A 12988-nucleotide genomic window follows, 5' to 3' on the forward strand; every position below is an offset into this window, starting at 1 on the left:
AACTATGATTGCATTAATGAGAACATGATTGACGATATCGCTCTATTCATACAGATTGTTAAACAAGGCGGCCTAAGTAATGCGGCTAAGAACTTGTCGCTGCCTACCGCAACAGTGTCGAGACGCTTACAACGACTTGAGCAACGCTTAGGTGAGCAGCTATTAAATCGCTCAGCAAGGCAATGCACGTTAACGCAAGCAGGGGAGGTATACTTTCAAAGTTATGTTGAATTAATTGAGCAATTTGAACAAACTCATCGCCAGCTTAATGAGCAAAAAGCACAATTGTCAGGAAAGCTTAAAGTGTTAGCACCTCTGAATATTAGTCATGGTTTCTTAAAGCCAATGTGGCTCGCATTTACTAAACAGTTCCCTGATATTCAACTTGAGCTACTGCTTAATAATCAACTTGAAGATCTCAGTAAAAGCCAAGCTGATATAGCAATACGAATAGGGCCGCAAGCTGATTCTATGCTCCATCAGAAAAAGTTAGGCAGTGTTGATACTTTATTTGTAAGCACTAAAGCATACCTTGATTCGGCACCTGCCTTAGAAGAGCCAGCTGATTTAAAACAGCATAGGTTAATTGGCACCACACTAAGAAATAAATGGCAGCTAACCAATGCACAAACGAATGCAACTTATACTCACATGTGCCGATTTGCTTCTACTTTTAACGATACTGGATTTGTAAAATACTTAGTTTGTGATGAGCAAGGTATCGCTTTGTTACCTCGGTTCGAAGTTATAGATGAATTAAAATCTCAGCAGCTAGTTCAAGTACTGCCACACTGGCGAGGGGAAAACCGCGACATTTATGCTATCTGGCCAAGCGCACGTTTACTGAGTAAAAAGGCTGCCTGTTTAAAACAGTTTATAACCGACTATATTGCTGAACAATTATAAAGTCTGCCATTGATATTCCATCTGTTTGGCAGTCAGTAGGGCGTGTTCGTAACTAATAAACTCAGCGACTAACGCTAGGCTCATATCAATGCCAGCAGAAATTCCCCCAGAGCTGGTAAACTTACCATCGGTGATCCAACGAGTATCTGCAATCACATTGAGATCAGAAAACATAGCAGCCAGCTCAGGTTGATCTTGCCAATGAGTCGTGACATTTTTACCGTTTAAAAGCCCAGTTTTAGCAAGCAAAAATGCCCCCGTACAAACACTCGCAACACGCTTGGTGTTAGTGGCTGTGTGTTTTAACCAAGTAATAACCTCTGCTTTTTCGAGCTCTCGTGTATGGTCGCCACCAACCACAACAAGGAGATCAAGCAATGGGCTGTCAGCAAAGCTGTAATGGGGGTTTACACTATAACCACCACGGGCAATTACAGGCCTATCACTTTCAGCAATTAAAGCTACTTGCCAGTCATTATTCGCTAGACGCTTGGCAGTACTAAACACCTCAAACGGACCTGAGAAATCGAGTACTTCGGCATCATCATAGATGTAAATTCCAATATTCATACAATTGTTCCTATTATGTGGATTTATTTCTCAAGTAAAAAAACGTACTATGCCATTTTTGCAGTTCGTTAATGACATATTATTAAATTGCGCACTGTATACAAACAAAACTTCAAGGCATTGTTAATGCGTTTTTTATTCTTATTGAGCGTGCTGCTGGTTGGTTGCAAAACAACACAGCAAAGCGTTGCTGAAATTAGTGAAGTATCGCCGGGCACGATTTATTTTCAGGGCGAAACATCAAAGCAAAATGTTGAAAAGTTCGAACAGTTATTAGTAAATAGCGATCAGCAAATCAACACCTTAATTATTAATAGCGAAGGTGGTGATGTGATGGCAGGTCTCCACTTCGGAGGCTTAGTTCATGAGTATCAACTCGATATTGTGGTACGCGAGCTTTGTGCATCGTCGTGTGCCAACTATGTACTTACCGCCAGTCCACATGTACTTGTTGAGGAACAAGCCGTTATAGGCTGGCATGGCGGCTCATTACAGCCATTATACGTGCCAATGGATCAGCCACCCGAGGTCGCTAGCTATATAGCAAAATGGCAAACCGCAGAGCGACAATTTTTCGATATCATTAATGTAGAACAGGCGGTTACTATCATAGGTATGATGCCTGGTATTACCGAGAAACGTGATTCTGCTATTTATAGTTACGACGCGCAAACCCTAAAGCGTTTAGGGTTACATATCGAGTTTGCAGGTGCGCAAACTGGAATGTCAGCAAGTGGCGAAAAACTAGCGCAGGTATTCGAACTTGAAGAGTCAGTACTTAACCACTTTTTGATGCTCAACGATATCGTGTCAGCTGAACTTATTAATTAATAAGTTCAGCTGACGTTAGCTTTTTTGTATCGCATTTAATCTAACTCTAAGTGGGCTTTTTCAACAGTTTCCGCGGGTAGCTCTTTTTGAACAGAAACCCCCAGTTCTTTGAACTCAGAGGCCTGCTTAATTAAGTTTCCTTTACCACGATACAGCTGAGAAAACGCTTTGTCGTAGCTTTCTTTGGCGCGATCTAATTGCTTACCGACCCCTTCCATACTGGTTAGGAAACCATTTAGTTTGTTGTAAAAACGCTCTGCACGAACGGCAAGCTCTTTTGAATATTTAGTTTGCTCTTCAAAGCGCCACAGTTGTTTTACGATATTCAAGCTAGTCAATAAGGTCGTTGGAGTAGCAACTAAAATGTTTTTTTCGATAGCTTGTTGATATATATCACTTTGATATTTAAGCGCTTCAACAAAAGCCGACTCTATCGGTACAAACATGATCACCACTTCAGGAGAGTTAATACCAGGGAGTCTGTCGTAGGCTTTGCTTGCTAACTCGTTTATACGTGATTGCACCGCCATAACATGCTCTTTGAGCGCTTGCTGCGCCTCAAGCTCTGTGTCGGCATTTACATAGCGTGTATACGCGTTTAATGAGGTTTTAGCATCGATAACTAAATGACGTTGCTGAGGTAAATACACCACTACATCAGGGCGTAAACGACCGCCTTCGGTGTTAAACGACAATTCACGTTGATAATCTATACCTGCACGTAACCCAGCGCTGTCGAGTACATTTTCAAGCATTAACTCACCCCAATTACCTTGGGTTTTCTTTTGCCCTTGTAATGCGGTGCTAAGCCTATCGGCTTGTTCAGTGATAGCTTGGCTTTTAGCCTGTAAATGCAATAACTCAGTTTTTAGCGCTGCACGCTGCTTAAGATCTTCAACGTGGATCAATTCCATCTTATCGCGAAAGCCTTTTAGCTCACCTTGAACCGGTTTTAGTAGCTGCTCAATACTCTCTTGGTTTAAGGTTTTAAAACGTTGCGATTTTTCTTCAAGGATTTGATTAGCGAGATTTTCAAACTCTTTTTTGAGTTGCTCTTTGCTTTCTTTGATATGACTAAGCTGCTCTTTAAAATGCAGTTCTTTTTGCTCTACTGTGCTTCGTAAGGTACTTAAATCAACATCCCGCTGATTAAGTGCAGCTTTTGTATCAGCAAGCTCAGCTTCAACTTGACGCCAAAATTGGTTGTATTGTTGTGCTTGTTTTTCTTGTTCTACGAAACGGGTTTTAAAGTGTTGAGACTCATCACGTTGTTCAGCGTAATCTTGCTGTAGCTGCGAAAGGGTAAGCTGGGTTTCTTGCAATTGCAGCTGCTTTTGTTCTAAATGATTTTGCAGGATTTGCTGACTATTTTGCAGTTCGGTTAACTGATTTTTTAAGCGACTTTTTTGTAAGGCAAAAATAACACCACTTGCAACAGCACCTACAGCAGCACCAAGCAATACACTTTGCCAATTAATCTGTGCAATCAGCTCTGTAATCATAACGAAAACTCAATAACTTAAAGACACATCATCATAACGAATTAGTGCTCAGCAGAGTAGTGGGTTTAGGCATAAAAAAAGCCAGCTCAAGGTGAGCTGGCTCTAACATTACTAAAATTTAGTAACCAAATGGGAAATCAACATAATGCTTATGTAAACTGCAATTTAACAACAAGCATAATAATAGACGCCCCAAAATTTGATTAGTTCAAAAAAACTTTAAAAAAATTTAATTTTTTATCAGAGCAAGCATTTGCTCTTCATCAAACTGAGTGAAACTCATTGATTTTTCAGTAAATAATGCATCAACAAGGGCTTGCTTATGCTGCTGCATTTTAAATACTTTTTGTTCAATTGAGTTAGCCATAATCAATTTATAAACAAAAACAGGGTTAGTTTGGCCAATACGGTAGGCACGATCTGTCGCTTGTTTCTCAACAGCAGGGTTCCACCAAGGATCAAAATGAATCACAGTATCAGCTTGAGTTAGGTTTAGACCTGTACCACCGGCTTTAAGGCTAATTAAGAATACGGATGTATCACCTTGAGTAAACTCTTCGATAACACGGTCACGGTGTCGTGTTTGCCCGGTAAGCATACTAAAGCGAATGCCAAGCTCATTTAATCGCTCAGCTATCACATCAAGTGCCATGGTGAATTGACTAAATATAATCACCTTACGACCTTCGCTAAGCATGATAGGCAAATGCTTAGATAACCACTCAAGCTTAGCACTGCCAGCCTGTGAACTAGGGTCGATCAATTTTGGATGACAGCAAATCTGTCTGAGCTTTAATAATGCATCTAAAAAAGCTAGCTTACTTTTTTGCACACCTTGCTGGGCAAATAGGTCGACTAATTTCTGTTCTAAAGATTCAGTTATACCGGTGTAAATTTCTTTTTGTTTGCTTTCAAATTCAAACTCTTTAACTAGTTCAGTCTTCTCTGGGAGTTCTTGCGTTACCTGTACTTTAGTACGACGCAAAATAAATGGCATGATTAACGATTTAAGTTCATCTGCACGGGCAACGTCGTTATCACGCTCAATAGGCGTTTGAAAATAGCTCTTAAAATGTGCTTGCGAACCAAGTAAAGAAGGCATTGCAAAATCGAGTAAGGATTTAAGCTCAAATAAGTTATTTTCAATAGGCGTGCCGCTTAAGCACAGTTTGAAGTCAGCATTCAGACGCTTGACCAAGCGTGAAACCTGCGCAGCATCGTTTTTGATATATTGCGCTTCATCAAGAATGATGTTTTCAAAATACAGCGGCGAATAAAAGGCAATGTCACGCTTCAACAGTGGGTAAGTTGTTAAGATACAATCTGCTTGCGACAGCTGTTGTAATTGGTCGCTGCGCGCAGCCCCGAAGACGGTAGTGATTTTTAAGTTGCTCGCAAACTTATTGATTTCGCTTTGCCAGTTACCGACCAAGCTGGTTGGACAAACAATTAACGTAGGGCCTGCTTGTGGTGATTGCTTGGCATTAGCTAAAAAGGCAATAACTTGTAGGGTCTTACCTAGCCCCATGTCATCTGCCAAAATACCACCAAGTTGATGACGTTTTAAAAAGTTAAGCCAATCAACTCCGTGTTGTTGATACTCACGCAATTGCACACCTTGGTTTAAGCCTTGAATATCGGACTTTTTAATAAGCTGTTGTGAGCTATTTAATTCAGATAAGTAAGCATCTAGAGCGTCGTCAACAATATTAATCTTAATTGCTTTTTGCTCGATAAGCTTAGGCAAAAACGATAAAGGCATTAAGATTTCGTCACGGGTTTTAATGTACTCAAATCGCTTGCGATAGTCATTTAATTGTGTGATTGCATTTTTTTCTACTACAGCAAAACGTTTTCCCACATTGAAGTAATAAAACAGTTCACTTTGTCTATTGAGAGATTGGAAGTCGGAATTCTCTGTAGTAAATAGTTGTAGTGTTTTGACTCCCGAGATCACGATTTTACTAACGATTTGATGACCTTTACCACGCTGGACTTGGAGTGATACTTGCTTCAAGCCTTTGCTGACGCTTAGCTTATCGTCTATTTTCCAACCACGTTTCAATAAGTTAGGAACTATTTCATACTTAAGCCAGTGCCCGTGAATCGCCGAATTTCTATTAAAAATGAGCTCGGTTTGTAAAGCCCCTTTACAGAGTTCAAAACCGAGATTTGTTAGCTCATTTACAACCGTATTCTCAAGCGACTTGTTCAGTATATCAGCAGGTGCCTGACCTAAATCATACAGCGAATTATGATAATTAAACTTTAAAGAGAGTGTAATTACGTTCTCATCACTATTGATACTAATCACAGGAAAAACTGTACGGGAGTTATTTTTCTTACTTTGTTTAAAAGCGTGAGGGATAACACCTTCACCAAAGTTATCATTGAGTTGTTGATAAACGCGGTCAAAGTTCTCTGTGTGAATAGCTGGCATATTGGCAAGTAAAGCAATCTCATCTGCCGTTAACGGAGTACGGATACGACCTACCTTTAGTTTTTCAGGGTCAAGATAAGTAGGGGGGGTTGTTTTTAGCAATAACCAATTATCTTGGCCAGCAAGCGTCATGCTCAATGACGTTAAGTCTTTGCGTTGTTTCCAATCAAACTCTAGTGCTTGCATGCTATCAGCTCTAATAGCTTGGCGAGAGCGACCTAAAAATAAACGCTGGGTGGCAATTAACTGCTGCAGTGCTGCAAAGCCCCATTGGCCTTTAAGTTCTAATTTACCAAGGGCATTTTGAGAACGGATCCAGCTATATAAACGAAAATCCGATTCTAATAAATCAGTAGGAGTCACAAAGCTATTTAATTGCTGCTCAGTTAGGTTTCGACCTAATGTATAGTCGTGTTCTGAGTCATAATTAGCAATTTTTGGAGTGAGGGTTACAACAGACTTCTCTACATCGAGGACAAATAATAGAACCTGTTTAGCAGTATTACTGGTATTTTGTTTTAGCGTTTTTAGTTCACTAAACCAATCATTAATGATGTAGTCTTCGCCATAGTCACCTGAATGTTCAATTTTTAGCTTAAGAAGCACAGCTGCGACATGACGACATTTAGTTTTAGAGCCACAAGTACAATGCGAATCAACCGAAAAACCACTTGGTAATTTACTGATCTCAATATGCTGAGTAAAGGTATTTCCTTCGTTACCAAACATTGATGCATCGATAATACTAAAGTCACTGTTATGCTCTAACCAGTTGATTTGACCGTTCTGATGATATTCTTTTGCTTTACTTAACACATGTGGCTTAAATAGCTGTTTAATGAAGCGCTCGGATAGAGGAAACTGAGTTTCTTGCTCTTGTTTAATTTCTTCAAAGATAGCTAGCAAGTCACTTTTAGATAAGTTAGCAGACATAACGTTTTTGGCAGTAAAAACAAAAAATAATTCTGCCAGTATATGATCTATCGGCCCAGAGCTAAAGCACTATTGGGCAATATTGGACTGGTTGGAGCTGATAACTTGGTAAAAATCTGTTTTAAAATAAAATCAAAGCTGAAAACTGACATGCTGAGCATTTAACAAACAACAATCGCACAAGATACAAACAGGTTAATAACAAGGCAGGGGCTTTACAGATCAATTTTTTACTAAGCAATCTAATTATGAGAGTAAAAAGCCTGTAAAGGGGTGATTAGTTGGTAAAAAACTGATCTAAGAGTGTAATAAATACCAATTTTGCCCGTCATAGATCATTATTTTACTAACAAAAGAGAGGAATAGATCACGCTTTTACTAACAGTAAAAGCGTGAGGGATCATTCTTTTACTAACTAATTAAAACTATTTAAAAGCTTAGTTAACTGCTCTAAGCGTTTGTCTGTCATCACTTTATTATCGATTTTAACAGATAAATCGCCGCTTTTAATGTTACGCTGTACGCTGACAAACTCACTGTCGATAAGCGCTTCACGGCGGCTTGGCGCTGCAGGCTCGGCAGTCAATAACTTAGTAATTGCTAACGCACGTTTATCATCACTACTAATTTGCGCTATTTCGCTATCTCTGCTGACATCGTTTACTAGTTTGGTAAACAATTGTTCATCACGCTCTTTGGCACTTATAAGCTTTTTCGCTACTTCACGGCCAACATGGTTTGCTGTTGGGTAAAGGCTTAAAACCGTTGAAGGTAGGTTCTCATAAGCTTTGATAGCATCAGCAATGGCTGTGTGTGATACTCCCTCAATCGCAGCAATCTCACGATAAGAGCCCTTTTTACCTTCAGCAATAAGCTCATCACGGGTCTGTTGATATGCTTGACCAAGCTCCCATAGGCTTGGAGCAATATATTGATCAGATGATACAGCAAGTATTTTAGCATCTTGATCTGTGAAATCTTTAGAGCTTAAAACTAAGTAATCAGAGTTACTTAAGATACATGCTTTACGACGACGAGAGCCGGCTAAAACAAGCATTTCGTCACCTTTATCCCAGCATAGGGCAGGGTGTTGGTTACGACCGTCTTCGGCAATCGCTGGAAGAATATCGGCAACTGATTTTTCATTTAATAATGATTGTACACGACGATTTTTACCATATACCTTTGTTTTAGCTTCAATTTCAGAGCTAGGGATAACCTTACACACTAAGGTAATTAAGCGAGTAGGATCGCTAGGCGAAGGCATACTCACTACATCTCCAGCTGTTGCTTGTTCCAGTAACGCATCTAAGCTACTGCTTTCAATTGACGTTGAAAATGGATCTAAGCTGGTATCATTCTTACGTTTTTTAGCCATTTTTATTATTAACCTTACTTAGCTGGATTGAGAGATGATTGGGTTGATTGCCAATTAGAACGAATCAACATTTCTAGTTCATCAACGACATCTTTGATATTTTCTTGAGCACGAAGGAGTGACTCTCGGCTAGCTAAGCTATCAGATGTTTTTTGATCAAAAATAGTATTGAAAGATGATGAACTAGCAGTAATAGCTGAGCTATGATTAATCGGATAGCTCATAACTTGGCGACCAAATGCACTACGTACATCTTTGACAATGTCACGCTGCGAGTGATTTCCTTTCACATAATTAGTTACCAAGAATTGCATAAAATCCCAGCCTTGGTGGCCTAGTGCTGCAACAGTATGATAAATCTCACCCAATCGTTTTAAGTATTTATTATTTGCATCAAAATCTACAGCTTCTGGATGAACAGGGATAAGCATGGATGTTGAAGCCATTAACGCGTTGTAAAACATAAAGTTAAGGGAAGGTGCGGTATCTATTAAGATAAGATCAAATTGATCTTTCACGGGTTCAATGACTTTCTCAAGTAACTTATGATAATGACGTGTTTTATCGTAACTAGAGCTATCTTTTAATAGAGTTGCAGTTTCATGCTCAAAGTAAAAATCATCCATACCAGAAGGCAAAATACGAATATTTGGGATATGAGTTGGTAGAAAAGAATTAGTAACCAATTCATCCCAGGTTTCGTTTTCTTCAAGTTCAATACAATCACGCATTAAGTCACCGACAGTGATCGGATCTGGCTCGCTAGGAGGAAAGAAACTTGATGAAGAACCTTGCGGATCGAGGTCGATAATACCAATTCGGTAACGCTTGATATTTGTAGTAGCAAGTGCCGCAGCGATATTCACCATGCTAGTTGTTTTACCACAGCCACCTTTTAATGAATTGATAACAATAACTTGCAATTTGTCATCTACAGTACGGTGATCAGGCTTAATATCCATGATGTCAGCCATAGCAAAGATATTGACTAACGTGTAAGCATAGTGACCATTAGCTCCACGTTTGATGTTAAGTTCATCAAAATCACCATTGTCGTGGCGTCTTTTTAACGTACGATTATTACAGCCTAATAGATCTGCGGCTGCTTTTTGAGTGTAAGTTCGAAGTTCTTTTTCTTCAGACTTAAGATGAGCACGATAATGTTGAATACGTCCTTCTAGCGATTTTTCAGCAACTTCTGCTGTCGCTTTTAGTAACCTATAAGTGGCTAGCGCATTATTATTGATAGACATACTTTCTTCCTCAAAGTTATGTTTTAAGTATAATGTCCATTCAAATTGCTGTAAACAACTATTTAAGGCGACATACCTTTTATTTATAAGACATTTAATAAAAATTTGTAACTTTACTAATGCTAAGTATAAATAAGTAAGTTTAATATCGGTTAAGTATATAGGTATATAAGGTTAAGATGCTAAAATAGTGAAATATATAGCTGATTTCATTGAATATTTACTAAAAAGCCAGATCGTGTTTTTACTTGGTAAAGATCAGATCTTTAATGACTCGCAGATCAACCAATTACTAAGCAAAAGATGAGCTTTCGACTTATACACAGTTTAGTCACTGCTTTACTCACAAAAATAGTGGTATAGATCAATTTTTTACTAACTAAATTATAAAGTTATACACCGAGAGCATGACTAAAATGCGCAATAAGTTGGTATGGATCTGATCTATAGTTGGTACAGATCAGATCTATGCTAACTAAAGGGCTGTTTATCCACATGCTGTTTTAAAAAAGCAATTTATGTCGTGTTAATTTGCTTTAAAAAGGTGATAAGCAGGACATAATTTGAACTGAGTTAGTAAAATTGCGACCTATCAACTATAACTTAGTAAAAATCTGATCTGAAAATCAGCAATTACAAAACAGTTAGTATAAAACTGATCCGAAGAAATAAATTATGATCGGATCAAGTTTATACTAACTTAAACATTTAACTTTTGAAGTTTTATGTGTTGTTATTAACTGTCGAAGAAAAATTGGAAATAAGAACAATGAGCCGAAAGGTCAACATCTCGGTAGATAACTTACCCGATACCTTACGCGGGCAGATCCACGGGGTGGAAAGTGCAATCGATAATGAAAGTCTTGCACTATTTACAGACAACAAAGATGTGCGTGTTTCAATTGAAAATGCTGCACATGGTTTGAGAGCTTACTCAAATACATTTAATCATTATGATTTATGGGGACGTTTTGTCCGTTCTGGTCATAAGAAGCTTCCGGTTGAAGAAGCACCAAAGAAAACCATCGTTACACGAAGAATTTCTGAAAAAGTAGACGGCATTCTTTATGATGGCGAAATCAAAATTACACCTGCGGTAGTAAGCACAAGAAAAGATGGTGAAGATGTTGAATATCTTGTTTGGCCATCTGACCGAGAAGAAAAAGTCGAACGTGCCTTAATTCGTTTAGCCTCTAAAGGTAAAATTGTAAAAATCAATTTTAAGTCAGGCATTCAATACGCAGTTGTTTTTTCAATGAATGAATTAGCGCAAGAGCTGAAAGCGGTTGGCCAGTCGATGCCTTATCCGCAAATCAAAGAATCATTGGAAGCATTACAAGGTTCTAAGCTTTCTTTTAAATATTCAGCGACAGATACGCGTAACTCAGATATTGATGACTCATTTTACGAATCGAACATGAACTTTTTATCGTCACTTCATTTTAGCGGCAAAAAAGGTCAGGGTGGTAACGTAAAATGTGTAGCTTGTTTGAATGCTTTTGTTCATAACATGATCGATAACCTTGAATACAAAGGTTACTACTTTAATAGTGCTCAAGAATTAAAACGTGGTTTATCTCGTTGGATGATGCTTCGTTTATATCATTTATGGCGTTATGCGGCACCGGGTAAGACCTACCATTTTCGACTATTATCAATCATGGAAAAATATGGCTCTATTTATTCAACAGACGAAATTACCGAGAATAAATTAAAAGCGTTACGTCGTGATATGACAACGACAATGAAAGACTTAATTGAGAAAGGTGCAATCTCAGAATATAACATTACCAATGTTAAAGACGATAAAACGGGTAATATTATTGATTACACTTACGAGATGCATCCATCTGATCAATTTTGCGATGAGATTCTTACACTAAATAAGCATAACAAACGAATCGAAATTCAAGGTGGCAAACGCATTGTTGAAAATGCTGTTTTAATCGATGAAGACAAAATTGAAGAAATAGTCGAAGACTAAATTTTTAGATACTGCTAACTATAATGAAAAGGCCACATATGTGGCCTTTTTAACATAATCAATCTGTTACTTGTTCTAAGTACAGTCTATCAACTAAGAAATCATATTCTCTTTTTCGAGGATGACTTTCTGGTTTTTGATAATCAGATAATGTACCAAGTTTTACATCTGGTTCTGGGTTTATCAAAATAAAAGGTAAAGCAGCACTCACATGATATCGGTTTTGAGCCGTATATCTTACATTAACTTGTGGGCTTACTCTGGTTGGCCTACGAATTCGTAACTTTTCTTTATCACCTAAACTTGCAACACGACTTTGCTCCTGTGCAACTAGTGCTTGCCAAGAGTGTTGGTCTATCATTCTTGGATTAGAATAACTAGCCGATTTATCCAACATTGCTAAGGCCATTTTTTTTGTGAGCGTTTTAGTTGCGTGTTTGTGCATCCAAGTAAAACGAACAGAGTAGGGCGATTCAGTTTCAAAATGGATTTTTCGATAAGCAGATAAGGTAATGAGATTCGGCACAGCATTATGAACTGCTTCAAAGCGCGCATCATTATTATCGATAGCTATTACACTATTTTTAAAATCAGCTTTGGCTTTATTTAATTGATTTATCCTTGCAATGAAATGTTGCTTATCGACGTCTTTTAAAACTAATAAGCCTGGGTGTCTTTTTAATACTCGACTACTTAATCCTGTCTTTTTATAAAAATCACCAAAGGAATTTAGAATTAATTTATGAGCATCATCGCCTTCAATTTTTTGCACACTAATTGAAGAAGGAACCTTCTTTTCGTCGTTTATATCGATATCTGGCAATTGATAATATGATGCCTTATGAAAACCCACTTCTTTTAATTCTTCACAAAATAAATGAGTTAATTCACTTACTAAATCAAACTGACTACGTATTTCTAACTTGGAACTCATAGGAACACATCTTACTTAAATTTAATTCAATTCTAACCTTATCACTTGATTATTTAAAGTTAATTTCTCTTCATTGCTGACCTTATATTTAAGCCAGTTGATGTATGATGTGTTCTTTTATGGTGTTTGCAAGTACAACTTTTTAATTTGATCAATGTAGACTTAAAAAAGGATGTTTTATACATGTAAAGCTGAGGTTACACTATGGCTTGATTGAAGTAAGATGTGTTCTTTTATGGTGCATCAACGAAAAATAT

General features: G+C 38.0%; 9 protein-coding genes. 3 read left to right on the forward strand and 6 right to left on the reverse strand.

All coding sequences use genetic code 11. From position 1 onward, the window contains the following. Nucleotides 1–24: 24 nt before the first annotated feature. Nucleotides 25–906: a LysR family transcriptional regulator gene (locus tag L3V38_RS06500; protein ID WP_237118812.1), complete on the forward strand. Its 882-nt coding sequence runs from the start codon at nucleotides 25–27 to the stop codon at nucleotides 904–906. Here L3V38_RS06500 and L3V38_RS06505 read toward each other — a convergent pair. Continuing rightward, nucleotides 901–1476 carry a DJ-1/PfpI family protein gene (locus L3V38_RS06505; protein ID WP_237118813.1) on the reverse strand — a complete coding sequence of 192 codons (576 nt, stop codon included), beginning with the start codon at nucleotides 1474–1476 and terminating at the stop codon, nucleotides 901–903. The genes L3V38_RS06500 and L3V38_RS06505 overlap by 6 nt on opposite strands. Before the next feature lie 126 nt (nucleotides 1477–1602). On the opposite strand from L3V38_RS06505, the gene L3V38_RS06510 reads away from it, so the two are divergent. Continuing rightward, complete coding sequence (locus L3V38_RS06510) at nucleotides 1603–2307, forward strand: hypothetical protein (RefSeq protein ID WP_237118814.1); 705 nt, start codon at nucleotides 1603–1605, stop codon at nucleotides 2305–2307. A gap of 35 nt (nucleotides 2308–2342) precedes the next feature. On the opposite strand, the gene rmuC is transcribed toward L3V38_RS06510, so the two are convergent. From rmuC to L3V38_RS06530, 4 genes are all read right to left on the reverse strand, one after another. Then, nucleotides 2343–3809: a DNA recombination protein RmuC gene (gene rmuC, locus L3V38_RS06515; RefSeq protein WP_237118815.1), complete on the reverse strand. Its 1467-nt coding sequence runs from the start codon at nucleotides 3807–3809 to the stop codon at nucleotides 2343–2345. A gap of 229 nt (nucleotides 3810–4038) precedes the next feature. Then, complete coding sequence (locus L3V38_RS06520; protein ID WP_237118816.1) at nucleotides 4039–7182, reverse strand: DEAD/DEAH box helicase; 3144 nt, start codon at nucleotides 7180–7182, stop codon at nucleotides 4039–4041. Nucleotides 7183–7597: 415 nt separating this feature from the next. Beyond that, on the reverse strand, nucleotides 7598–8560 hold the full coding sequence (locus L3V38_RS06525; RefSeq protein WP_130152052.1) for a transcriptional regulator: 963 nt from the start codon (nucleotides 8558–8560) through the stop codon (nucleotides 7598–7600). 14 nt (nucleotides 8561–8574) lie between these two features. After that, the gene (locus tag L3V38_RS06530; RefSeq protein WP_130152053.1) at nucleotides 8575–9813 is read right to left on the reverse strand and encodes an AAA family ATPase; all 1239 of its coding nucleotides are present in this window, start codon (nucleotides 9811–9813) and stop codon (nucleotides 8575–8577) included. 769 nt (nucleotides 9814–10582) lie between these two features. Between L3V38_RS06530 and L3V38_RS06535 the strand changes: the two genes are divergently transcribed. Then, a complete protein-coding gene (locus tag L3V38_RS06535; protein ID WP_054553336.1) occupies nucleotides 10583–11797 on the forward strand; it encodes a hypothetical protein in 1215 nt (404 codons plus the stop codon). Between the two features lie 58 nt (nucleotides 11798–11855). On the opposite strand, the gene L3V38_RS06540 is transcribed toward L3V38_RS06535, so the two are convergent. Next, nucleotides 11856–12731, reverse strand: coding sequence for a DNA replication terminus site-binding protein (locus L3V38_RS06540; RefSeq protein WP_237118817.1), 876 nt, complete (start codon nucleotides 12729–12731; stop codon nucleotides 11856–11858). Nucleotides 12732–12988 lie beyond the last annotated feature (257 nt).

The organism is Pseudoalteromonas sp. L1 (assembly GCF_021728095.1).
Lineage (GTDB): Bacteria > Pseudomonadota > Gammaproteobacteria > Enterobacterales > Alteromonadaceae > Pseudoalteromonas.

Coding starts and splice junctions, on each gene's coding strand:
- L3V38_RS06540 (WP_237118817.1), bottom strand. CDS start 12,731: ATGAGTTCCAAGTTAGAAATACGTAGTCAGTTTGATTTAGTAAGTGAA.
- L3V38_RS06535 (WP_054553336.1), top strand. CDS start 10,583: ATGAGCCGAAAGGTCAACATCTCGGTAGATAACTTACCCGATACCTTA.
- rmuC (WP_237118815.1), bottom strand. CDS start 3,809: ATGATTACAGAGCTGATTGCACAGATTAATTGGCAAAGTGTATTGCTT.
- L3V38_RS06520 (WP_237118816.1), bottom strand. CDS start 7,182: ATGTCTGCTAACTTATCTAAAAGTGACTTGCTAGCTATCTTTGAAGAA.
- L3V38_RS06500 (WP_237118812.1), top strand. CDS start 25: ATGATTGACGATATCGCTCTATTCATACAGATTGTTAAACAAGGCGGC.
- L3V38_RS06525 (WP_130152052.1), bottom strand. CDS start 8,560: ATGGCTAAAAAACGTAAGAATGATACCAGCTTAGATCCATTTTCAACG.
- L3V38_RS06505 (WP_237118813.1), bottom strand. CDS start 1,476: ATGAATATTGGAATTTACATCTATGATGATGCCGAAGTACTCGATTTC.
- L3V38_RS06510 (WP_237118814.1), top strand. CDS start 1,603: ATGCGTTTTTTATTCTTATTGAGCGTGCTGCTGGTTGGTTGCAAAACA.
- L3V38_RS06530 (WP_130152053.1), bottom strand. CDS start 9,813: ATGTCTATCAATAATAATGCGCTAGCCACTTATAGGTTACTAAAAGCG.